We start from the raw sequence: 23,942 nt of genomic DNA, 5'->3' as shown, positions 1-23,942 counted from the left end.
CCGGGTCCGACGCCGGTAGCGGATGCTACGCTCGCCGGCGTCGCCCGATGGCCAGGCAGATAACTAAAGCGCCCCGTACTGCACAGCAATACGGGGCGCTTTGTTTTTTGCGTGAGCGCTTTTGCCGGCGCCATCCGGCGACGGTGTGCGCCGCCTCAGCTCGCCTCGATCATCAGCGCATCGAGCTTGAACGAGCCGTCCTCCTGCACATCGAAATACTGACGCACCTCGTCCGGCGCGCTCGTCCACAGCGAGCGGATCGCCACCACGCGCGGCTCCGGCGTACGCATGCGCGCCACCCACGAGGCGAACTCGATCGGCAGGCGCCAACGCTCGCGAATCGTCGCCTCGAACCCCGCCGCCGCGAAATAGTCCAGCCATTCGTCCGCGCGGTAGTCGCGGATATGCGACGCATCGCGCAGCACTTCCACGGCCTGGATATGCGTGTCGAGCAGCGGATGATCGATGCCCGCAATGTCGATGAACAGCACCCGGCCGCCCGGCTTCAGCACGCGACGCACTTCGGCAAGCGCCTGCGGCACGTCGTGCCAGTGATGCGCGCTCATCCGGCTGATCACCCAGTCGAACGACGCGTCGTCGAACGGCAGAACTTCCGCTGCTCCCTGCTGGGTGCGGATGTTGTCGAGACCCCGCTCTTTGGCGGCTGCGGCGACGGTGGCCAGCATCTGCGGGGCGATGTCGTAAGCCACCACGGCGTGCGCGTGCCGGGCGGCGGCAAAGCTCGCGTGCCCGGCGCCGCATCCCATGTCGAGCACCGTGGCTCCGGTCGTCGCCGCAATGGACGCCGCCAGCGTTTGCAGATCGGCGCCGGTGGCGTGCACATGACTAGTCAGATAAGACGCAGCAGTCGAGCCGAAGGCGTCGGCGACCTGATCGTGATGCTTCATGGAAGGCTCCCTTACTCGCGGTGATGAGGATGGAACGGTGCATCGGGACCACATCGCGGCGCGCATGCGCCGTTCCAGCCGCTACAATAGAGCCCTGTTTGTACCAGTACAAGTTAAGCAATTATTCTGGTATCTCCAACACCCCTCTTGCCGACACGATGAGTACGCCGCCCTCCGCCGATTCGTCCGCGCCCCCGCTCGATGCGACGCCCGCCCACGCCCTGGGCGATTTCATCCGCGCCCACCGCGAACGGCTTTCACCGCAGGCGGTCGGCCTGCCGCCCGGCCCGCGCCGGCGCACGCCGGGCCTGCGCCGCGAGGAAGTCGCGCAACTGTGCGGGGTCAGCCCCACCTGGTACACGTGGATCGAGCAAGGACGGCCCGTCTCGGCGTCCGCCGATGCGCTCGCGCGGATCGCCGTCGCGCTGCAACTGTCGCGCGCCGAACGCGCATATCTGTTCGAACTGGCGGCCCAGCGCGACCCGGCCGAGCCGGACCCGGCCGCCGCCGACGCCCCCGCGACGCTGCTCGAGACGGTGCAACTGGTCAACGCACCGGCCTACGTGCTGGACCGGCAGTGGAACGCGCTGGCCTGGAACGCGCGCGCGGCCGACCTGTTTGTGGGCTGGCTGGACGGCACGCACGACCGCAATCTGCTGCGCTTCACGTTCACCGAGCCATCGGCGCGCGAACTGATCGTGGACTGGGAGACCCGGGCGCGACGGCTCGCCGCCGAGTTTCGCGCGGACTCGATCCGGCACCTGAGCGACGCACCGACGCGCGGCCTGATCGATACGCTGACGAGCACGAGCGACGCCTTTGCACGCTTCTGGGCGTCGCAGGACGTGGGCGAACGCGAAGGCGGCCGCCGTGAATTCAACCATCCGCGCGATGGCCGGGTGGTTTACGACCAGATCACGTTCAAACCGGCGCATCGCGAAGATCTGAAACTGGTGGTGCTGGTGCGGGAGTGAGCGCCGCTGGCAGAACGCGCGCATGCGGCTCCTTCGGCCCCTTCTGCCAATAAGCCTTCGCGGGCAATTGAGGCGCCCCGAAGCATCCATGGCGCTTCAGGCAGACGCAGCACGCGAGAATCGGGAGCCGCCGGCAGCAACGCGAGTGATGGCTGCTAGCCCAACCCATCTTCCGAAGTGCCTGCGCATGTCCAGCGCTTGGCTAGCCGCGTCTTTAACGCCTCCAGCCGGTGTTAAAATCTTGTTCTTTGCACGCTTCGGCGGCGCCCGCGGCACCGCTGGCGAATGCATTCAGCCTCCTCACTGCTCAACTGCCCAACACCATGACGTCCCAACTGCACAAAAAAGGCGAAGCCTGGTCGGCTCGCTTCTCGGAGCCGATGTCGGAGCTCGTCAAACGCTACACGTCGTCGGTTTTCTTCGACAAGCGACTGGCGCTCGTCGATATCGAGGGTTCGCTGGCGCACGCCGCCATGCTGGCCGCGCAGAAGATCATCGGCGCCGACGACCTGGCGGCCATCCAGCGCGGCATGGCGCAGATCAAGGGCGAGATCGAGCAAGGCGAGTTCGAATGGCAGCTCGATCTGGAAGACGTGCACCTGAACATCGAAGCACGCCTGACGGCGCTGATCGGCGACGCGGGCAAGCGCCTGCACACCGGCCGCTCGCGCAACGATCAGGTCGCGACGGATATCCGCTTGTGGCTGCGCGGCGAAATCGACCGGATCGGCGGTTTGCTGAAGGATTTGCGCACTGCGCTCATCGACCTGGCGGAGCAGAACGCTGAAACGATCATGCCTGGCTTCACGCATTTGCAGGTCGCGCAGCCGGTGACATTCGGCCACCACCTGCTTGCCTACGTGGAGATGTTCACACGCGACACCGAGCGCATGCGCGACTGCCGCACGCGCGTGAACCGCCTGCCGCTGGGCGCGGCGGCGTTGGCCGGCACGAGCTACCCGATCGACCGTCATGCGGTGGCGAAGACGCTGGGCTTCGACGGGATTTGCGCGAACTCGCTGGACGCCGTGTCGGATCGCGACTTCGCGATTGAGTTTACGGCGGCGTCGGCATTGGTGATGACGCACGTGTCGCGTTTCTCGGAAGAGCTGGTGCTGTGGATGAGCCCGCGAGTGGGCTTTATCGATCTGGCGGACCGCTTCTGCACGGGCTCGTCGATCATGCCGCAGAAGAAGAACCCGGACGTGCCGGAACTGGCGCGCGGCAAGACAGGGCGCGTGAATGGCCACTTGATGGCATTGTTGACGTTGATGAAGGGTCAGCCGCTGGCGTATAACAAGGACAACCAGGAAGACAAGGAACCGCTGTTCGACACCGTGGATACGGTGGCGGATACGCTGCGGATTTTTGCCGAGATGGTGGCGGGGATTACGGTTAAGCCGCAGGCTATGCGGGCTGCGGCGTTGCAGGGGTTTTCGACTGCGACGGACCTAGCGGATTATCTGGTCAAGCGCGGTTTGCCGTTCCGCGATGCGCATGAGGCGGTGGCACATGCTGTGCGGGTTTGTGTTGATCGCAATTGCGATCTGGCTGATCTTTCTCTCGATGAGATGCGTGGGGAGTTGCCTAATGTGGCGCATCTGATTGGGGACGATGTGTTTGAGTATTTGACGCTCGAAGGGTCTGTGGCTAGCCGGAATCATCCGGGGGGGACTGCGCCGGAGCAAGTACGGGATGCTGTGGCCGCTGCGCGGCTGGCTTTGGAGTAACGGTTTTTTTGCCTGCGGCGGCTTGTTGTTTGGTGGTGTTCTTATGGCGTTGGCCTTTCCTTGCTTTGTTATCGGTCTATTGGCGTTGCCCCTGTGCGGGGCGGCACCTACTTTTCTTTGCCGCCGCAAAGAAAAGTAGGCAAAAGAAAGCGGGCTGACAACCGCTAGCCTATAGGTGTCCACCACTCAGGCCACCACGGAATGGTCCGCACGAGGACCTGCCCTCGCATCTCCCCCGTTAGTGACAAGGCCGTCATCCGTTCCAGCGTCGCGCTGCGCGCACCGCCGAGGGGCGGAACTCCTTCTCCAAACGTCGTCGCAGATACGTATGCTTGGGAAAGCCGGTTTTCCTAGGTTCGCAACAATGAGTTCGGTCATGTGCAACACCGAGGGTGCTTGAATGGCAGGCGGCATCAGATTATAGAAAGCTGGCAAGCCAAAATAGTTAGAATATCTACAGAATTTGCAGAAGGCGTTATGCCCGACGGCGGGGCGCGCAGCGCGACGCTGGAACGGATGAGCGCTTTGTCACTAACGCGGGCGGCGCGAGAGCAGCTCCTCGTGCGGACCACTTCGCGGTGGTCTGAGTGGTGGACACCTACAGGCTAGCGGTTGTCAGCCCGCTTTCTTTGCTTACTTTCTTTGCGGCGGCAAAGAAAGTAAGTGCCGCCCCGCACAGGGGCGACGCAAATAGACCGATAAGAAAACAAGGAAAGGCCAACGCCGTAGGCAAACAAGCCCACAAAGCACCACAGGCAAAACCCCAACACCAGGAGCGATAATACCGCCACCGACCGAAGGTCAAAACAAACCCCCTAGCAATGATCATCCGCCCCCACCTCCACTGGTTCCGCATGCTGCTAGCCTGGCGCGGCTCGGTCCTTCCGCGGCTGCTGCCGCGCCTGTTCCTGATCTTCTGCATCTCGATTGTCGCCGTGGCCATCCACGAGCACGTCCTCAAGATCACCATCAGCCTGAGCACCACCCCCTTCTCCCTGGTCGGTATCGCGCTCGCCGTCTTCCTAGGCTTTCGCAACAACGCCAGCTACGATCGCTGGTGGGAAGCCCGCAAACTCTGGGGGCAACTCCTCAACGACGCTCGCTCCATGACCCGTCAGGCCCTCACCCTGCCCCGCGAGTCCCTGAGCACCGGCGAAGTCAAAGAATTCGTGCAGTTGCTCAGCGCCCTCCCCCATGCGCTGCGCCATCAACTCCGCAAAACCGATCCCCGCGAAGACCTGGCCGCCCGTCTGCCTGCGCCGCTGTTCGAGCGTGTCATGGCGTCGCGCTATCGCCCCACCACCCTCATGCTCGCGCTCGGCGAATGGGTGCAGCGCCAGGCGCGCGCAGGCGCACTCGACCCGATGGCCGTGCTGGCCTTCGATCGCAACCTGGATTCATTGTCGGATGTGATCGGCGGATGCGAGCGTATCGGTTCCACGCCGCTGCCGTTTGCCTACTCGGTGATGATTCACCGCACCGTCTATTTCTTCTGCGCGGCGCTGCCGTTCGGGCTCGTCGAGAGTATCGGCATCTTTACGCCCGTCTTCGCCGTCTTCGTCGCGTACGCCTTCATGGCCCACGAGGCCATCGCCTCGCAGCTCGAAGATCCGTTCGGCACCGACGACAACGACCTCGCCCTCACCATGATGTCCGTCTATATCGAGGACGCCGTGCGCGACCTGCTCGGCGAACCCGCCCTCGCTATCCCCGGCCCGGAACAAGAGCAGTTCATGGTCAACTGATACCCGCGCCGCGCGGTGAACCCAAAAGGAGCCCTAAGCAAATCCGGGTTAAACCGCACGGCGGCGCTTGCAAGCGCCGTTGCGCGCGGCTCCGTTCAATCGTTGCCGACCGTCTCCGACAAGCGCTTGAGCGTCGCCACCCGCGCGCCGATGATGTCCACCCTGCCGCGCTCGTCGGTGACCGGCATCGCCGCCGCCAGATAGGCGTTCCACGCCCGCTGCGCCTGCACCAGCGTCGGGCGGGCCCGCGCCGGCATCTTCGTCTGCAGCCGGTGGTAATAACGGTTCATGTCGAAGGTCGCGTGCTCGCACAGCGCATCTGCCGAACACGCACGCGGGCGAACCAGTCCGGCTGCGCCCGTGGATGCCGCGGCGGCCGCGCTGCGCAAAGCCAGCGCGCGATCACGCACCGGCTGCAGTTGCATGTCCGCTTCGGCCATCTGGTACATGGCGCCGTGCGTCGTCGCGAAGACCGCGTCGAGCAGCGGCGCCTGCGCATCGCGCGACGCCTGCCAGCGTGTCTGGCTCTCTTCCCACGCCTTGCGCCGCGAGGGCGGCAGCTTCGCCAGAAGCTGCTGCCACGCGGTGTTCACGGCGGCCTGCCAGCCGAAGCGGGCCGTCTCCATGCACTGCAACTGGCCCGCCGTCGACGACATGTCGCTGCGCGCAAGACACGCGCGCATCGCCGCGTCGATCGGATCCGCCGCGGCCACTTCGGCGTGGGCGCCGCTCGTCAACGTCAACGCCAGCGCCAGCAGCGCCGCCGCGCTCAGCGTCCTGACTGCGCCGGGAAGCCCTTGCAATCGCCCCATCTTCAGCCGCGCACGCAATCGACGAAGTACTCGATGCGGCCGTTGATCGTCTCGCCCACCAGACCGTGGATGTCGGTGTAAAAGCCCGGGAAGCGCTCGTTGAACTCGCGCGCAAAGCGCAGGTAGTTGACGATCGTCTTGTTGAAGCGCTCGCCCGGGATCAGCAGCGGAATGCCCGGCGGATACGGTGTGAGCAGAATCGACGTGACGCGGCCTTCGAGTTCGTCGATCGGCACCCGGTCGATCTCGCGGTGCGCCAGCTTGGCAAACGCGTCGGACGGCTTCATCGCCGGCTCCATGCTCGACAGGTACATCTCGGTGGTCAGCCGTGCAATATCGTTGGCACGGTAGACGCTGTGGATCTGCTCGCACAGGTCGCGCAGGCCGACGCGCTCGTACATCGGATGATGCGAAACAAACTCCGGCAGCACGCGCCACAGCGGCTGGTTGTTGTCGTAGTCGTCCTTGAACTGCTGCAGCTCGGTCACCATCGAGTTCCAGCGACCCTTGGTGATGCCGATCGTGAACATGATGAAGAACGAATACAGACCGGTCTTCTCGACGATGATGCCGTGCTCGGCCAGGTACTTCGTGACGATCGCCGCCGGAATGCCGGACTCGCCGAAGCCGCCGTCCATGTCGAGACCCGGCGTGACGATGGTCGCCTTGATCGGGTCCAGCATGTTGAAACCGTCGGCAAGCGGGCCGAAGCCGTGCCACGCGTCGTTCGGACGCAGCATCCAGTCTTCGCGCGAGCCGATGCCCTCTTCCGCGAACTCCTCCGGACCCCACACCTTGAAGAACCAGTCGTCGCCGTATTCGTCGTCGACCTTGCGCATCGCGCGGCGGAAATCGAGCGCCTCGGCGATCGACTCCTCCACCAGCGCGGTGCCGCCCGGCGCTTCCATCATCGCCGCAGCCACGTCGCACGAGGCGATGATCGCGTACTGCGGGCTCGTCGAGGTGTGCATCAGATACGCTTCATTGAAGCGGTGCTTGTCGAAGCGGCTGTTTTTCGAATCCTGCACGACGATCTGCGAAGCCTGCGAGATGCCGGCCAGCAGCTTGTGCGTCGAATGCGTGGCGAACACCAGCGCGCCGATGCGCGGACGGCCCGCGCCGATCGCGTGCATGTCCTGATAGAACTCGTGGAACTCGGCGTGCGGCAGCCAGGCTTCGTCGAAGTGCAGCGTATCGAGCCAGTCGCCGAGCATATCCTTGATCATCTCGACGTTGTAGATCACGCCGTCGTAGGTGCTCTGCGTGATGGTCAGGATGCGCGGCTTGAGGTTCGGGTTCTTCGCCAAGGCTTCACGGGCAAACGGATTCGCCTCGATCTTCTTGCGGATGTTCTCCGGCTCGAACTCGCTGCGCGGAATCGGGCCGATGATGCCGAAGTTGTTGCGCGTCGGCGTGAGGAACACCGGGATCGCGCCGGTCATCGTGATGGCGTGCAGGATCGACTTGTGGCAATTGCGGTCCACCAGCACGATGTCGCCCGGCGCGACGGTGCCGTGCCAGACGATCTTGTTCGAGGTCGAGGTGCCGTTGGTCACGAAGAACACATGGTCGGCACTGAAAATGCGCGCGGCGTTGCGCTCGGAGGCGGCCACCGGACCGGTGTGGTCGAGCAGTTGGCCGAGTTCGTCGACGGCGTTACAGACGTCGGCACGCAACATGTTCTCGCCGAAGAACTGATGGAACATCTGGCCAAGCGGGCTCTTCAGGAACGCCACGCCGCCCGAGTGCCCCGGGCAGTGCCATGAATAGGAGCCTTCGTCCGCGTACTGCACCAGCTCCTTGAAGAACGGCGGCGCGAGCGAATCGAGGTAAACCTTGGTCTCGCGGATGATATGGCGCGCGACGAACTCCGGCGTGTCCTCGAACATGTGGATGAAGCCGTGCAGTTCGCGCAGGATGTCGTTGGGCAGGTGACGCGAGGTGCGCGTCTCGCCGTACAGGAAGATCGGAATGTCGGCGTTGCGGCGGCGCACTTCGGTGACGAACGCGCGCAGTGCGACGATCGCGGCGGCCAGCTCGGGCGTGTCGCCCTCGACCACGACATTGTCGACGTACGGCAGCAGTTCATCGTCGTCGATCGACAGGATGAAGCACGACGCACGGCTCGACTGCTGCGCGAAGGAGGTCAGGTCGCCATAGCTCGTCAGCCCGAGCACTTCCGCGCCTTCTTTCTCGATTGCTTCGGCGAGCGCCCGGATGCCGGAACCCGAGATATTCTCGGAACGGAAATCTTCGTCGATGATGACGACGGGGAAACGAAACTTCATGGGCGATTCTCCAAAAAGAACGACCGCTGTCTTCTGTAAAGAGCAGCGGTCACCCGTATAGCTGGTGGGTCGGTGCGCTGCCGGCGTTACGTTTTGGGCAACGTCACGCCATGCTGACCTTGATATTTGCCGCCGCGATCCGCGTACGACGTTTCACAAATTTCGTCGCTTTCGAAAAACAGCACCTGGGCGACGCCTTCGTTCGCGTAGATTTTCGCAGGCAAAGGTGTCGTATTTGAGAATTCGAGCGTCACGTGCCCTTCCCATTCCGGTTCGAACGGGGTGACGTTGACGATAATCCCGCAACGGGCATAGGTGGACTTGCCGAGGCACACCGTCAGGACGCTGCGCGGGATGCGGAAATACTCCACCGTACGGGCCAAAGCGAACGAGTTCGGCGGGATGATGCAGACATCGCCCTTGAAATCGACAAACGACTTCTCGTCAAAGTTCTTGGGATCGACAATCGTCGAATTGATGTTCGTGAAGATCTTGAATTCGTCGGCGCAGCGGATGTCGTAGCCGTAGCTCGACGTGCCATAGCTGACGATCTTCCGGCCGTCCTCGGAAAGACGCACCTGATCGGGCACGAACGGCTCGATCATCTGATGCGATTCGGCCATGCGCCGGATCCACTTGTCGGATTTGATGGTCATATGTGTACGTTGCTCGCCGCGTCAAGTCGGAGTGAAGACCAGCCAGGGCCCGTGGGGCCGTGCTGCCGGAAGAAAGGCGCTTATTTTACGCGATCAGCGCGCCGCTGCCGCAACTGCGGCAAATAAGGGCTGACAGGGTGCGGTTGCGATGCGTCCGGCATGTTGCCGGAAACCGTGCAACCAGTCTGGAACGGAGGTTCGGCGGGAAGTCACCGCACCTTACTGCGGCGCGGCTTGCGCCGCATGCGCTGCGAATCGTCACGACGGCGGCCGCCGCGGCCGCGTGGACCGACATCAAAGCAGCAAGCGGCATTACTGGCGAATCACACCGCATGCGAGCGGCGCGCCTGCGCCGTGCTGCGGCCAGGCGTAAGGATCGGAGGCGTCGCGATGCAGCACGACTGCGCGCTGCAGCACCGAGCGGATGCCGTCGAGCGAGACGTCCGGGGCCACGATGAAACCGGTGGCAACGCCGGTCGAATCCGCATGAATATTGCCGAGGTCGCCCTCGACCCGCGTGCCCATCTTCAACCGCTCAGCCGCCGGCGCGAACACCGGACCGGCGCTGGAGCCGTCCGCCGCATTGCAGTCGCCGCGCTCGTGCACTTGCAGTGCATGGTCGCTATCGGGCGGCAAGCCGGTCAGGTTGTAGCTCACCTGCACGCCGTCCGAGCGCTCGATGAACGTGACCAGACCCCGCGCCTGATTCCCTACTGTGGGCAGTAGTTGTGCATCGGCGCGTTTTTCCTGTGGTCTCAGGAATGCAGTGCAGCCGCATAACAGCACGCTGCTGGCAGCCAGGACGATGAACGCATGCACCGCCTGTCCGTCAATTCGTTTTCCCATGCGATCCTCTTGTCGACCGCCGGCCGCCCCTGCGGTCGCCGAGCCGAACCTGATGAAGTCGACATGATACCGCGAGCGGAGGCCCCTCCGACGCCTTCCGCCGCCCGTCAGCAGCCTTGTGCAGGAAGGCTCAGGTGTTCTGCACGACGATATTGGGAAACTTCGAGGTCATGTCGCGGGCCCGCTCGGCGATATGGATCGCCACCTTGCGTGCGATCGAGCGATAAATCTCTGCAATCCGGCTATCCGGATCGGCCACCACGGTAGGCCGGCCGGAGTCGGCCTGCTCGCGAATGGCGATGTCGAGCGGCAGGCTGCCGAGCACTTCGACGCCGTATTCGCTAGCCATCCGCTCGCCGCCGCCGGCGCCGAAAATATGCTCTTCGTGGCCGCAGTTCGAGCAGATATGGATGCCCATGTTCTCGACGATCCCGAGGATCGGAATACCGACCTTCTCGAACATCTTGAGACCCTTCTTCGCGTCGAGCAACGCGATGTCCTGCGGCGTCGTCACGATCACCGCGCCCGTCACCGGCACACGTTGCGACAACGTGAGCTGGATGTCGCCGGTGCCCGGCGGCATGTCGACGATCAGGTAATCGAGGTCTTCCCAGTTGGTCTGGCGCAGCAGTTGTTCGAGCGCGGAAGTCGCCATCGGGCCGCGCCAGACCATCGGGTTGTCCTGCTCGATCAGAAAGCCGATCGAATTGGCCTGCATGCCGTGGCCGCGCATCGGATTCATCGACTGGCCGTCCACCGACTCGGGACGCCCGACGATGCCCAGCATCATCGGCAATGACGGACCGTAGATATCGGCGTCCAGAATCCCGACCGAGGCGCCTTCGCTGGCCAGCGCCAGCGCCAGGTTCACGGCGGTGGTGCTCTTGCCGACCCCGCCTTTGCCCGAAGCCACTGCGATGATGTTCTTCACGTTCGGCAGCAGCTTGACGCCGCGCTGCACGGTATGCGCCGCCACCTGCTGCGACACCTGCACGTGCGCCTCGGCCACGCCCGGCACCGCGCGCAGCGCGTCGCCGACCAGCGTGCGGATCGCTTCAAACTGGCGTTTGGCCGGATAGCCGAGTACCACCTCGACGCTAACCGTGGCACCATCGACAACGACGTTCCGGAAGTTCTTGGCCGCCGCGAACGGGCGCCCCGTGTTAGGGTCAGCGACGGACGCAAGGGCGGCGTCGACCAAAGCCCGATCAATGCTCATTGAAACTCCGTTGGGGAACACTTGCGGCGCGGCGGAATCGAAATCTTCGGCCGCCAGCCGGAAATTGAAAAAAATTGTTATGCGGCATTGCGAAATTTGGCCTTGCCGGGCAACCTTCGGCAGCAGCACGCCAGAGGGTCGCATCGCTGCGTACTTCAGTCATTATTGTAGTGGCTGGCGTCAGGCCTTGCCGGAAGACCCTTCTTCACTGTGTAGATCCGGAGCGAGTGCTTCAGCACTTACTCCGATCCCATGCAAGATGATTGCACGGAAGGCAGCGCAGTCCGGTAACGTTTTCGCGTCGTTTCTGCGCGGTTTCCGTTTCCGGTCGACCCGATTGGGTCGCTCCGCCTGGAGCGGCCCGCTTCGATAATCAAGAGGAATCAAAATGAACGCAAAAGTCATGACTCGCCTAGCAGTGTTCGCCGTAGCCGGTTCGTTGCTGGCAGGCTGCGCCACCCAGCAGGGCACCAATACGGCTGTCGGTACGGGCGTCGGTGCGGGCACGGGCGCGGCAATCGGCGCAATCTTCGGCGGCGGCAAGGGCGCGGCAATCGGTGCGGGTGCGGGCGCGCTGGTCGGCGGCATCACCGGCTACAACTGGCAGGCGATTCACAACAAGCTGACCGGCGCCACCAAGGGCACCGGCACGCAGATCACCGAACAGCCGGACGGCTCGCTCAAGCTGAACATCCCGAGCTCGGTGACGTTCGACACGAACAGCTACGCCATCAAGTCGTCGTTCGCACCGGTGCTGGATCAACTGGCGCAGACGCTCCAGCAGAATCCTGAGGTGATCGCGCAAGTGGTCGGTTACACGGACAGCACCGGTACGGCGGATTACAACCAGACGCTGTCGGTGAACCGCGCGCAAAGCGTGACCGGCTACCTGGGCCAGCGCGGCATCAATCCGCAGCGCCTGTCTGCACAAGGCATGGGTCAGAACAATCCGGTTGCGGACAACAACACGGAAGCCGGCCGCGCTGCGAACCGCCGCGTGGAAATCTTCCTGCGCGCCACCGCGCAACACGCGGGGTAACAGCTGGCACGCTGGGCAATCAGGTGATGGGAGCGCGGCGAGCAGGAAGTCACGGCGCCGCGACTTCCCCCGTCTGAAGGGCGGCGGAAGCACCCCGTAGCCGGCTCGAAAAAAATTTCGAACTCTCGGGAAAATCCGCTGTCTCTCTTTACGGTACGTGGTTGGCTTTGCCGCCGCGGCACCATTCTCCTCTTGTCGTTGTTGCTCCGGGGCCCATAGCCCCGGTTTTTTTTGGTGCCGGCTCCGCGCACCAAAGCCAGCGCCGCCACGGCCGCTCCCCCGCCGCCCTGCTAGAATCGTAGTTTCGTCTTTCCGCAAGTCCTCACACTCCCTATGTCAGCACCCGCAACCGGTCTCCCCGCAGGCGCGCCGTCCGGCCGTCGCCAGATTCTCGTCACGTCGGCCCTTCCGTATGCGAACGGGCAAATCCATATTGGCCATCTGGTCGAATATATCCAGACGGACATCTGGGTCCGGACACTGCGAATGCACGGGCACGAGGTCTACTACGTCGGCGCCGACGACACGCACGGCACGCCGATCATGCTGCGGGCGGAAAAGGAAGGCATCACGCCGAAGCAGTTGATCGACCGCGTCTGGCAAGAACACAAGCGCGATTTCGACAGCTTCGGCATTTCCTTCGACAATTATTATTCAACCGACTCGGAAGAGAACCGCGTGCTGAGCGAATCCGTCTACACGGCGCTCAAGGAAGCGGGCCTGATCGAGGCGCGCGATATCGAACAGGCGTACGACCCGGTCAAGGAAATGTTCCTGCCGGACCGCTTCATCAAGGGCGAGTGTCCGAAGTGCGGCGCGAAAGACCAGTACGGCGACAACTGCGAAGTGTGCGGCGCGACTTACCAACCGACGGAATTGCTCAATCCGTATTCGGTCGTGTCCGGCGCCACGCCGATCCGCAAGACCTCGACGCACTATTTCTTCCGCCTGTCCGACCCGCGCTGCGAGAATTTCCTGCGCGGCTGGGTGGGTGGCCTGGCGCAGCCGGAAGCGACCAACAAGATGCGCGAATGGCTCGGCGACGCCGGCGAGTCGAGACTCGCCGACTGGGACATTTCGCGCGACGCACCGTACTTCGGCTTCGAGATTCCCGGCGCGCCCGGCAAGTACTTCTACGTGTGGCTCGATGCGCCGGTCGGCTACTACGCGAGCTTCAAGAACCTCGCCGAAAAGCGCGGTATCGATTTCAACGCGTGGGTCAGCAAAGGCTCGACGGCTGAGCAGTACCACTTCATCGGCAAAGACATCCTGTACTTCCACACGCTGTTCTGGCCGGCGATGCTCGAGTTCTCGGGCCATCGCACGCCGACCAACGTGTTCGCGCACGGCTTCCTGACGGTGGACGGCGCGAAGATGTCGAAATCGCGCGGCACCTTCATCACCGCGCAAAGCGTGATCGACACGGGTCTCAATCCGGAATGGCTGCGCTATTACTTCGCCGCCAAGCTGAACAGCACGATGGAGGACCTCGACCTGAGCCTCGATGACTTCCAGGCGCGCGTGAACAGCGATCTGGTCGGCAAGTACGTGAATATCGCGAGCCGCGCGGCGGGCTTCCTGATCAAGCGTTTCGACGGCCGCATCCAGGACACCGCGATGCACCATTCGCTGCTCGGCACGCTGCGCGCGGCGATCCCGCAGATCGCCGCCAACTACGAGGCGCGCGAGTACAACCGCGCGCTGCGCCAGACCATGGAACTGGCCGACGCGGTCAACGCCTATGTCGACACTGCCAAGCCGTGGGATCAGGCGAAAGACCCGGCCAATACAGTCGCGCTGCATGAAACCTGCAGCGTCAGCATCGAAGCGTTCCGCCTGCTGTCGCTCGCGCTCAAGCCGGTGCTGCCGAAGCTCGCCGAAGCCGTCGAAGCGTTCCTCGGCATCGAGCCGCTCAAGTGGGCCGACGCCACTGCACCGCTGAGTCCGGAGCGTCCGATCAACGCGTACAAGCATCTGATGACGCGCGTCGATCCGAAGCAGATCGAAGCGCTGCTGGCGGCCAACCGCGATTCGCTGCAAGCTTCGCTGCAAGCGACTGAAGCGGCTGCGCCCGCCGCGGCGAAAACCAGCGCCAAGGCAAAGGCGGCGGCTCCGGCAGCGAAAGCCGGCGCTGGAGACGATGACGACGCGTCCGGCATCATCTCGATCAACGACTTCGCCAAGATCGACCTGCGCATCGCCAGGATCGTCGACTGTCGCGCGGTAGACGGCTCGGACAAGCTGTTGCAACTGACGCTCGACGTCGGCGAGGAAAAGACCCGTAACGTCTTCTCCGGCATCAAGTCGGCCTATCAGCCGGAGCAACTGATCGGCAAGCTGACGGTGATGGTGGCCAACCTCGCGCCGCGCAAGATGAAGTTCGGCCTGTCCGAAGGGATGGTACTGGCGGCATCGGCAAGCGACGAGAAGGCCGAACCGGGCCTCTACGTCCTCGAACCGCACAGCGGCGCGAAGCCGGGCATGCGAGTCAAGTAAAGCCGCCGCGTTCGCCGCGTCACCGGAAATGCAAAAAGCACGTCGTCGACGTGCTTTTTGCTTATTGGTGCAATGGGGCTAGTTCTTCCGCTACTCCCGCGTCCGACTCCACGGCCACCGGTCGAAGCGCCGTGTGTACAGCAGCGCCCCCCCCTGGAAGGTGCCGCCGTAAGCGACCACCGACCAGTAGCGCGTCAGGTTGACCGTGGCCTTGAAGGCATTGCTCGCCGACTGCAGCCCCTGCTCGTAACCGAGCACCAGCCACTGGCTCAGCGCCTTCGACACCATCACCACTTGCGGATCGGTCAGCCCGACATCGCTGGTGCCGATCGAGAATTCATCGAGACCGAAGGTCTGGGCAATCCGCTTGCCGCCCGCATTGCCGAGCAACGCGAGGGCGGTCGTCATGGTGCTTTGCTGTCCAAGGTTATTGCCCTGATCGGTGCCATGACCGAACAGCAGCCAGGAGAGTTTCTCGTTGTCCGCCACATTCGGCTCCGAGACGAGCTTGGCGACCGGTGCATCCACCGTGCCGGTCACCTGCACGCCGGCCTCGACCTGCTGGTTGCGGCGCATCGCGAGAATGTTGATGCCCGGATTCGCCACCGGTCCGTTGAAGGTGAAGAAACCGTTTTCGATGCCGAGCTTGCGACCGAATGCCGTATAGGTCGAACCTTCGGTCACGCGCACATTGCCGACCGCGCGCAGCGGCATTTCCGGCGCGCTCAAGGCGGTCACCGTGCCGGTCAGCCCAAGGTCCGCGCCCTGGCCGCGGAAACGGAAATCCTTGCCGAGATTGATGTCGATGCTGGCGTGCGGCGCGAAGCGGCCCACCGGCTTGTCGCTGGCCGGCACGCCCGGCACCGTCTCGCCTGGGACGGTGCCGTCGGGGCGCACGATCACCACGTCGTCGCCGAGCTTCGGCGCGGCCTGTTCCGGCATGTCGAAGAGCGCGTGATCGACCGTGAACTTGCCGTTGATATCCATCCCGCCGAGGTGTCCGCCGTTGGCCACGGTGGCGCTGCCGGACAGCGACAGCTTGCGGTCCGGCGAAGCGAACAGTTCGAGCTTGTCGGCCACGATGCTCGCCGTCAGATCGGGCTCCGCGCTGTCGAGGCGCACCCGGCCGGTGGCGCGCAGCGTGCCGTTGCCGCCGTGGAATTCGACCTGCTGGAAGTCGACCAGATTCTGCGACAGCGCGATATGGATCACGCCGTCCTTCAACTGCACGCCCTGGTCGACCATGGTGGCGGACAGGCCGTCGCCCAGTAGCGAGCCCGACAGGTTCGGCCTCGCGACCGTGCCGCCCAACTCAAGTTTCAGCGCGAGGTGTCCGTCAAGCACATAGCTGGGGCCGAACAGGCCGCCCGTCGTTTTCAGCGACGGCACGTTGGCGTTCACATTGCCGGTGAGCGGCGCCTCGTCGCTGACGCCGAGCACGCCGTCGGTCATCGCCAGCGCGGTGTGGGCATCGGCCTCGAGCACACCGATCCGGCTCGCCTGCGCACGCACCGTGGCGTTCAGACGGTTGCCGGCGCTGAAGTCGGCGCGCGCCGCCAGGTCCGTAATGCCGAGCGACGCACCGCCGTTGCCGATCTCAACCGTCACGTCGCCGCCGCGGCGCTTGAGCTGGATGTGGCCGCTCGCCGTGTTGCCGAGCGCGAAATCCCAGTCGCCGTCGAACACCAGATCGGTCTTGACCGGAGGCGGCTCGCCGGTGATCTCCTGACGCAGCGCGAACAGGCGCGAGAGCGAAATATCGGTCAGCGATCCGGTCGACTGGATGCGCCCGTGATCCAGTGCGAACGACTTCAGGTCGAGCACGGCGCCTTCGAGGGTAAGCCGCGTGGCGCCAAGCGTGAGGTGGTTCGGCGCGGCGCTCACGGTGAGCGGCGTTTCGAGATTGAGCGCGGGCGTGCCGCGATTCTGCAATTGCGTGAGCGTGCCGTCCCAGCGTGTGCCTTCGCGGGTGTCGGCGAGGTGTCCGTTGGCCGCGAGCGTGACGTCGAGCGGACGCTGATAAACCTTGCCGGTAGCCTGCGCTTCGAACGTATGCTTGGCGCGCGTGCCGTTCAGGCGCGCGCTCAGCGTCGCCAGTTCGACGCCTGCGGCGCTCAGGTCGCGGGCGTCGGTCGTGAAGACCATCGCGCCGTTGGCGCCGTCGCGCAGCTCGGCGTGCCCTTCCGCATGGCCGAGGCGGTTCGCGCCGAATACGACGCTATCGGCCTTGTAGTTCAGCACGACGTTCGGGTGCGCGAACGATCCGGTCACGTCGCCATCGGCCGCCATCGCGCCCGCCAGCCCGAAGCCGAGCCGCTCGAGTTCCGGCGCGTCGACGCGAAAGCGCAGCCGGTCGCCCGGAGCGCCGAAGCTGCCCTGCAGATCGACCTGGTTGCCCGCCACCGAGAGATTCGCCCGGCTCGGCAGAATCCGCGAGCCGGCCAGTTGGATCGTGCCGCCGCCCGTCAACGGCAAGCCGTCGTAGACGCTTTCGCCGAGCTTGAAATCGGCCTTGGTCGTGAAGGTCGGGCCAAGTACGCCGGTCGCGTTCAGCGTGCCGTTCACACGCGCTTCGATCTTGGGCGCGGCGGTGGTGGCGGGGGCTGCCCGTTGCGCGGCCGCCTTGGCCGCGACATGGGCCTTGGCATTCGCCGCAGCGTTTTTAGCTGCGCTTCCCGGCGCGCCGGCGGCAACCCGCGAGGGCATCTGCGAGGTGAGTCCGAGCGGATCGAAATCAGTTAGTTGCGCCTTGAGGTTGTAGGTGGAATTCGCGTCGTGCTTGATCGCGCCGGACAGGTCGATGCGGCCGCGGCCCGAGGTGATCTTCACGTCGTTGAAGCTCATGCGCGCCGGGTCGAAGATCACCTTGCCCTGCGCGCGCAGGGCCGCTTTCGGATCGGCCAGATCAAGCGTGATGCTCTGCACGTCGTCGTTCAGGCGAATTCCGATGGGCCCGGCGAGCTGCGTGGGCCGCACGCTCGCTTGCAGCGCGTTCAGGTCGAGCCCGGCCACCTGCAGATCGAGCTGGCCGTGCTTGCCGGACAGCGAGCCCGCGCCCGTCACCGTGGCGTTCTTGACGAGCCGCAGGTTCAGGTTCGAGATGCTCTGCGCGTGGGCATCGAGCCGGACGTCGGCGTGTGCGTCGATGAGCGGCAGCAGGTTCTCGTCGATCGCGCCGGGCCTGGCGTTGACGATCGACACCTGACCTGCGACGGCGAAGCCACTAGTGGGTTTTGCGGCAGCGGAGGCGGCGTCATGGGTGGCCGGCAACGCGCCGCGAGCGGCTGCCGCCGTGCTGCTAGCTGCTGTGGTGCCAGGTGCCGTGGCGCTAGCCGTCATCGAGATCGCGCCACTAGCCGCAGCAGCGGAGCCACTCGCACGATTAGCTGCGCCAGCGCCAGAGGCTCCGGCTACACCACCTGCACTCGCAGCGCCCGGCGCCCCAACCTCCGGCGCAGCCCCACCCACCACCGGCTGCAACTCCGCCCGCACCGCCAGATCGGCGAGCGGCGCCCCCGGCGCAAACGCCTGCGGATTCACATGATCGAACGACAACGTGGCGCGTTGCAGCGGCACATCCGCAAACGGCGTCGCCTCGATGCGCGCGTGACCGGCAAGCTTCATGCCGCTCGCATCGAGCTCGGCGACCAGCGTTTCGAGCGTGCCGCTCAAATGGCCGCCCACTTGCACCGGCTCCTCGTTGACCTTGCCGGCATAGCCCACGTCACCGGTCAGCGCAAACGGCTGCACGCCGTCGAGCCGGGCCGCAGCCGTCAGCGCGCCGAACGGCGTGTCGAGACGCTCGATCGCGGCCTCGTGATGCACCCCATCGCTGCGGCCGTGGAACAGGAAGTGCGAAAACTCCGTGGTCGATGCGCCTTCATGCAGCAGCAGCGTGCCGACCTGCAGATCGCGCACCTCCAGTTGCATCGGCAGGCGCAGATCCTGCGGCAGGCTCACCGGAGCGCTGCTTGCCGCCCCTGACGTGCCGATGCGCGCGTCGATCACGCCGATATGCAGGTAGTCGATCGCAAAACGCCACGGCCGGTTCGTCAGCGCCCAGCGTCCGTCAATCGTATCGATCTTGATGTCGGTGCCGCTGCCGTCGAAACTGCGCCATTCGAGCTGGCGCAGGCGCACGCCGGTCGCCAGCGCGCCGCCTTCCAGCTTGCCGGAGAGCCGGCCGCCCAGCAGCTTGACGGCGCCCTGCCACGCGTAGGCCGTGCCGCGCTCGGTCGCCACCGCGCCGTACAGCAGCCCGGCCGCGAGGGCGACGAGCAGCACCGGAACGCCCATGGCCCACGCCAGCGCCTTCCACAGCCGCCGCCCGCGGCGCGCGGGAGGAGGCGTGTCAGGGCCACCCGGCGTAGCGTCAGCGGGCGTCTGCGAAGGCGGGTTGGCGGAAGCATCCGTCGTCATACGCGAACCATGCGAATCAAACCAGTCAAGTCAAAAGATCAGAAGGCGATGCCCAGCGTCAGGTAAGGCCGCACGCTCCTGTTGCGAATCCCGTACGCGAGGTCGACGTTCACCGGGCCGACCGGGCTGCGCCAGCGCGCGCCGAAGCCCACGCCCGGGTAAAACACTTTCTCGTGCCACGTGTCGGTGGCGGTGCCGATATCGAAGAACACCGCGCCGCCCCAGTCGTGGTTGAACCAGTGCTGGTATTCGGTCGTGCCGGTCATCAGGTACTTGGTCGGCAACACCGAACCGTCGACGCTGTTACCGATGCTCTGGTAGCTGTAACCGCGCACCGAGTTCGAACCGCCCGCGCGGAACAGCAGCGAGGCCGGGATGCCGCTCGAACTGCCCGCCGTGAATACGCCGCCCAGTTCGGCGCGGAACAGCAGCAGATCTTCCTTGCCGATTGGAAGGTACTGCTGGCCGCGCGCGTAGGCGCGGCCGAAGGTCTGATCCGTGGCCACGCCCTTGACCGCGAAGCCCGCCTCGACGTGCACCAGGTTGCCGGAGCGCGGGAACAGCGGGTCGTCGGTATTGCGGCGGGTCCACGACCAGGCGGGCACCAGCGCGCGGCTGGTGCTCGGCCCGACGGCATTCTGGTCGAGCCGGTCCTGGTAGTAGAGGAGCGAATACCCGTAGTCGAGATACTGCGAGGTGCGGGTGGTCTGCACCCCCGAGCGGATACTGTAGATGCGCGTGTCCGACACGTCGGTGGTCGTATAGGACGCCAGCACGCTGTTGGTCCAGGCGCGCCGCCACGGCGGCATCGAGAGCTGGATCTGGCCGAACTGCTCGATCTGGTCGATCCGCCCGCCCACCGAGAACGGCCAGGCCGCGCCGAAGGTGTCCAGATACGTGTACTTGCCCTGCAACTGCGGACCGGTGTCGGTCGCATAACCCACCCCGCCGCGGATGCTGTTGTACGGATACTCGCTGACCTTCACCCGCACGGGCGTCTCGACAGGCTTGGCCGGGTCGTTGGCGACGTCGATGGCGACGCTCGCGTAGTACGGCGTGTTCTGCAACTGGCGCTGCAATTCGGCGACGCGCTGCACGTCGTAGATCGCGCCGACCGAAATCGGGTTCACGTTGTCGACGATCTGCTCGGGATAGCGCCGGGTGCCGGACACTTCGAGCTTGCCCATCGTGAAGGTCGGCCCGCTATCGAACGTGACCGAGAGCTTCGCCTCGTGGGTGCGCGGATCGATGCGCGCCTCGGCACGAGCGATCTTCGCGGCCACGTAGCGGCGCGCCTGCAGCGCCTTGAGCGCGGCGTTCTTGGCGTCGTCCCAACCTCCTTGCGAGAACGGGTCGCCTTGATGCAGCGAAAAGGCGAAGCGGGTGGCGTTTTGCTGCCCCGGATCTTCGGTCAGCACCGGCCCCTTGAACGACAGGTCAATGGTCGAAATAGTGGTTTGCGGGCCGGGATCGACGCTCACGGTGACGCGTTTCTTGCCGTCGACGGTGCGTACGTCGGTGCGCACGACCGGCGAGAAATAGCCCGCCGTGGCGGTCAGGTCGCGCACCTGCTGCGGGGTGGCGGTGACGAGAAAGCCGAACTGGTCGTCGCTGATATCGTCGCGCTTGGCGAAGCGCGCGATGTCGAGGTGCTCCTCGAGGAGCTTGCGCACGGCGCGCGGCGCGGCCTCGATATCGACCTTGTAGGCCGCGCGCGCTTGCCCCCCGGCAAACGCCAGCCAGACGAGGCCGAACGCGAGCCATGCACGTAGCAGCCGCGCCGCACCAGGCGCGCTGCGCGCAAGCCGCCCCTGCCGCACCCCCGGTTTGCCATGCCGCACACGCGACGGTTCGATCGCACAACCCGCCAAACAGGACCTCCGCGGCCGTTGTTGATGAATGATTCGGCTTGCCAGCCGCTGCAGGGGCCGGCAAGCTCGCTATTTGACCACATCGAAGCCGCCCCGCGACGATCTCGAAATTGACGCCCGGGGCTCCACTGACGCCCTGCGCGCCTGCGCCGGCGCGGACTTGCCGGTGACTGGCCACTTAGTCCGGAACCTGCCCTTCAGCCATCACTTGGCGGCGAGCACGCCTTGGAGTCGAGCGGCGCGCCGATGTTCCGCGCGTTTTTCGCCCGCGGGCAACGCTTGCGGTAAAATTGCGCTCGACACGCGCGACAGCCTCCGCGGCCGCCGCCACTTCTCTATCACGGACGTTGAGCCATGTATCAATCGGACATCACGCAGTTCCTGAATCAGCTGAAGCAACAGAAGCCCAACCTCGAGGCGGAGCAGCGCCGTGGCCGTTCGCTGCTGTGGGACAAGCAGCCGATCGATCTCGAAGAGCGCGCCGAGCAGCAAGCCTCGCGCGTGCAACAGACCGCCTACCAGTACTACCAGAACTTCTAAGCGTGAGCACCGCCGACGAGGCCCGCGCCGCCAAGGCGCAGCCCGACGCTGCGCTCGCCGCGCCCGCGACCGATTCGACGCCGGATACCGTCGACGGTATCGCTTTCGCGCGCCTGTACGGCGAGCCGCTCTTCAAGCTGCCGACCGACCTGTACATCCCGCCGGACGCGCTCGAAGTCTTCCTCGAAACGTTCGAAGGCCCGCTGGATCTGCTGCTGTACCTGATCCGCAAGCAGAACTTCAACGTGCTCGACATCCCCATGGCGGATGTCACCGCCCAGTACCTCGGCTATGTCGAGCAGTTGCGGCACACCAATCTCGAACTCGCCTCCGAATATCTGCTGATGGCGGCCATGCTGATCGAGATCAAGTCGCGCATGCTGCTGCCGGTCAAGAAGGCGGACACCGGCGAAGAGGCTGAAGACCCGCGTGCCGAACTCGTGCGGCGCCTGCTCGAATACGAGCAGATGAAGCTCGCCGCGCAGCGCATCGACCACTTGCCGCAACTGGGCCGCGACTTCCTGCGCGCCGACGTCTATATCGAGCAAAGCATCACGCCGCGTTTCCCGGACGTGAACAGCGAAGACCTGCGCGCCGCCTGGGCGGACGTGATCAAGCGCGCCAAGCTCGTGCAGCACCACCGGATTTCGCGTGAAGAGCTGTCGGTGCGCGAGCATATGAGTGTGATCCTGCGCCGCTTGCAGAACGCGCGCTTCATGGAGTTCAGTGAGCTGTTCGACGTCTCGCGCGGCGTGCCGGTCGTGGTGGTGAACTTCATTGCGATGCTGGAGCTGTCGCGCGAATCGCTGATCGAGATCACCCAGGCCGAACCGTTCGCACCGATCTACGTGCGGCTCGCCTATTTGCCAGCCTGAGCGGCCGGCTTGAGCGCACTCTAGAGGCACGCCTCGTTTCGGTGCGCCCGCGTCACAAATCCACTACAATCCCGCGCTCCGAACCAGTCATCACCGGAACGGGAGCCTGACAGGCCAAATGGAGCGAGATGCACCATTTCCGTGCCTGCGAGGCCCTGCGCCGCGCGAGGAAAACACCGTCCGATCATGAAAGTCATCAGCTCGATCCACGAATTGCGCGACCAGTTGCGCGGCCAAAACCGCACTGCGTTCGTCCCGACGATGGGCAATCTGCACGAGGGCCATCTGTCATTGATGCGCCTCGCGCGCCAGCACGGCGACCCGGTGGTGGCGAGCATTTTCGTCAACCGGCTGCAATTCGGGCCGAATGAGGATTTCGACAAATATCCGCGCACGCTCGAAGCCGATATCGAGAAGCTGCAAAAAGAGAACGTCTACGTGCTGTTCGCGCCGACCGAGCGCGACCTGTACCCGGAGCCGCAGGAATACCGCGTGCATCCGCCGCACGATCTGGGCGACATTCTCGAGGGCGAGTTCCGCCCGGGATTTTTCCAGGGCGTGTGTACCGTGGTGATGAAGCTGATGTCGTGCGTGCAGCCGCGCGTCGCGGTGTTCGGCAAGAAGGATTACCAGCAGTTGATGATCGTGCGCCAGATGTGCCAGCAGTTCGCGCTGCCGACAGAAATCATCGCCGCTGAAACCGTGCGCGACACCGACGGCCTTGCGCTCAGCTCGCGCAATCGCTATCTGCAGGCGGCCGAGCGCGCCGAAGCGCCGAAGCTCGCAGCCGAGTTGAACCGGGTGCGCGACGCGGTGCTGGCCGGCAACCGCGATTTCGCGGCCATCGAGCGCGAGGCGATGGCCGCGCTCGCCGCCCGCGGCTGGCAGCCCGACTACATCGCCGTGCGCAAGCGCTCGAACCTCCTGCCGCCCACCGCGCAGGACACCGAAGCGCCGCTGGTGGTGCTCGCCGCGGCCAAGCTGGGCGCCACGCGCCTGATCGACAACCTCGAAATCTGACGCGCCTGATCGATCAGGCGCGCGCCCAAACACCCGCAAAGGGCTCATAGGGAACGGTCATGCAACGCCACATGCTGAAATCGAAGATTCATCGCGTCGCCGTCACGCACTGCGAGCTGCACTACGAAGGCTCGTGCGCAATCGACGAGGATCTGCTGGAAGCCGCGAATATCGTCGAGAACGAACGCATCGACATCTGGAACATCAACAACGGCGAGCGTTTCTCGACCTACGCGATCAAGGGTGAGCGCGGCAGCGGCATGATCTCGCTGAACGGCTCGGCGGCGCGGCGCGCGCAACTGGGCGACCTGGTGATCATCGCGACGTTTGCGATGGTGGAAGAGACGGAACTGAAAGCCGGCTGGAAGCCGGACCTGGTGTTCGTCGACGACAACAACAAGATCAAGGGCAGCCGCGACCACGTGCCCACCCAGAGCTGGACCTGAAGCACGGCGCGCCGGCCAGACCTGCGGTGCGCCTGCAGCGGGGCCAAGCGCCGCTGCA

17 protein-coding genes are annotated in these 23,942 nt (G+C 64.8%); 9 read left to right on the top strand and 8 right to left on the bottom strand.

Annotated features, from left to right (window positions below):
- Nucleotides 1-155: 155 nt before the first annotated feature.
- The gene (locus AC1ECK_RS17445; protein ID WP_480321211.1) at nt 156-908 is read right to left on the bottom strand and encodes a class I SAM-dependent methyltransferase; all 753 of its coding nucleotides are present in this window, start codon (nt 906-908) and stop codon (nt 156-158) included.
- Between the two features lie 158 nt (nt 909-1,066).
- On the opposite strand from AC1ECK_RS17445, the gene AC1ECK_RS17440 reads away from it, so the two are divergent.
- The 3 genes from AC1ECK_RS17440 (at nt 1,067) to AC1ECK_RS17430 (ending at nt 5,357) form a co-directional block, all read left to right on the top strand.
- Nucleotides 1,067-1,882, top strand: a complete 816-nt coding sequence (locus AC1ECK_RS17440; protein WP_480321210.1) for a helix-turn-helix transcriptional regulator — start codon at nt 1,067-1,069, stop codon at nt 1,880-1,882.
- Nucleotides 1,883-2,205: 323 nt separating this feature from the next.
- Nucleotides 2,206-3,612, top strand: a complete 1,407-nt coding sequence (gene argH / locus AC1ECK_RS17435; RefSeq protein ID WP_480321209.1) for an argininosuccinate lyase — start codon at nt 2,206-2,208, stop codon at nt 3,610-3,612.
- A gap of 821 nt (nt 3,613-4,433) precedes the next feature.
- Nucleotides 4,434-5,357 (top strand): bestrophin family protein, encoded by a 924-nt coding sequence (locus AC1ECK_RS17430; RefSeq protein WP_480321208.1) that lies wholly within the window; start codon nt 4,434-4,436, stop codon nt 5,355-5,357.
- Nucleotides 5,358-5,452: 95 nt separating this feature from the next.
- Here the strand turns inward: AC1ECK_RS17430 and AC1ECK_RS17425 are convergent, their stop codons facing one another.
- The 5 genes from AC1ECK_RS17425 to apbC form a co-directional block, all read right to left on the bottom strand.
- Complete coding sequence (locus AC1ECK_RS17425) at nt 5,453-6,169, bottom strand: lysozyme inhibitor LprI family protein (RefSeq protein ID WP_480321207.1); 717 nt, start codon at nt 6,167-6,169, stop codon at nt 5,453-5,455.
- 2 nt (nt 6,170-6,171) lie between these two features.
- A complete protein-coding gene (locus tag AC1ECK_RS17420; RefSeq protein ID WP_480321206.1) occupies nt 6,172-8,457 on the bottom strand; it encodes an Orn/Lys/Arg family decarboxylase in 2,286 nt (761 codons plus the stop codon).
- An 86-nt stretch (nt 8,458-8,543) separates the two neighbouring features.
- Nucleotides 8,544-9,113 carry a dCTP deaminase gene (dcd, locus tag AC1ECK_RS17415; protein ID WP_480321205.1) on the bottom strand — a complete coding sequence of 190 codons (570 nt, stop codon included), beginning with the start codon at nt 9,111-9,113 and terminating at the stop codon, nt 8,544-8,546.
- A 312-nt stretch (nt 9,114-9,425) separates the two neighbouring features.
- The gene (locus AC1ECK_RS17410) at nt 9,426-9,959 is read right to left on the bottom strand and encodes a superoxide dismutase family protein (RefSeq protein ID WP_480321204.1); all 534 of its coding nucleotides are present in this window, start codon (nt 9,957-9,959) and stop codon (nt 9,426-9,428) included.
- A gap of 130 nt (nt 9,960-10,089) precedes the next feature.
- Nucleotides 10,090-11,178, bottom strand: coding sequence for an iron-sulfur cluster carrier protein ApbC (gene apbC / locus AC1ECK_RS17405; protein WP_480321203.1), 1,089 nt, complete (start codon nt 11,176-11,178; stop codon nt 10,090-10,092).
- 388 nt (nt 11,179-11,566) lie between these two features.
- On the opposite strand from apbC, the gene AC1ECK_RS17400 reads away from it, so the two are divergent.
- Both AC1ECK_RS17400 and metG read left to right on the top strand, forming a co-directional pair.
- On the top strand, nt 11,567-12,217 hold the full coding sequence (locus AC1ECK_RS17400) for a YiaD family glycine zipper/OmpA-like lipoprotein (protein WP_480321202.1): 651 nt from the start codon (nt 11,567-11,569) through the stop codon (nt 12,215-12,217).
- A gap of 333 nt (nt 12,218-12,550) precedes the next feature.
- Complete coding sequence (gene metG, locus AC1ECK_RS17395; RefSeq protein ID WP_480321201.1) at nt 12,551-14,713, top strand: methionine--tRNA ligase; 2,163 nt, start codon at nt 12,551-12,553, stop codon at nt 14,711-14,713.
- Nucleotides 14,714-14,803: 90 nt separating this feature from the next.
- Here the strand turns inward: metG and AC1ECK_RS17390 are convergent, their stop codons facing one another.
- A complete protein-coding gene (locus tag AC1ECK_RS17390) occupies nt 14,804-19,132 on the bottom strand; it encodes a translocation/assembly module TamB domain-containing protein (protein WP_480321200.1) in 4,329 nt (1,442 codons plus the stop codon).
- Nucleotides 19,133-19,170: 38 nt separating this feature from the next.
- Nucleotides 19,171-20,952, bottom strand: a complete 1,782-nt coding sequence (locus tag AC1ECK_RS17385; protein WP_480321314.1) for an autotransporter assembly complex protein TamA — start codon at nt 20,950-20,952, stop codon at nt 19,171-19,173.
- A 405-nt stretch (nt 20,953-21,357) separates the two neighbouring features.
- Here AC1ECK_RS17385 and AC1ECK_RS17380 point away from each other — a divergent pair, with 405 nt between their 5' ends.
- From AC1ECK_RS17380 to panD, 4 genes are all read left to right on the top strand, one after another.
- A complete protein-coding gene (locus tag AC1ECK_RS17380) occupies nt 21,358-21,543 on the top strand; it encodes a DUF3460 family protein (RefSeq protein ID WP_090686922.1) in 186 nt (61 codons plus the stop codon).
- Nucleotides 21,544-21,545: 2 nt separating this feature from the next.
- Nucleotides 21,546-22,418 carry a segregation and condensation protein A gene (locus AC1ECK_RS17375; protein WP_480321199.1) on the top strand — a complete coding sequence of 291 codons (873 nt, stop codon included), beginning with the start codon at nt 21,546-21,548 and terminating at the stop codon, nt 22,416-22,418.
- A 186-nt stretch (nt 22,419-22,604) separates the two neighbouring features.
- Nucleotides 22,605-23,438 carry a pantoate--beta-alanine ligase gene (gene panC, locus AC1ECK_RS17370; protein ID WP_480321198.1) on the top strand — a complete coding sequence of 278 codons (834 nt, stop codon included), beginning with the start codon at nt 22,605-22,607 and terminating at the stop codon, nt 23,436-23,438.
- A 59-nt stretch (nt 23,439-23,497) separates the two neighbouring features.
- Nucleotides 23,498-23,884 carry an aspartate 1-decarboxylase gene (gene panD / locus AC1ECK_RS17365; protein WP_480321197.1) on the top strand — a complete coding sequence of 129 codons (387 nt, stop codon included), beginning with the start codon at nt 23,498-23,500 and terminating at the stop codon, nt 23,882-23,884.
- Nucleotides 23,885-23,942 lie beyond the last annotated feature (58 nt).

The sequence above is a fragment of the Paraburkholderia sp. SSBN10T genome (assembly GCF_056619545.1).
The sequence above is the reverse complement of the archived record's forward strand: the minus strand, read 5'-3'. Positions and strand labels throughout refer to the sequence as shown.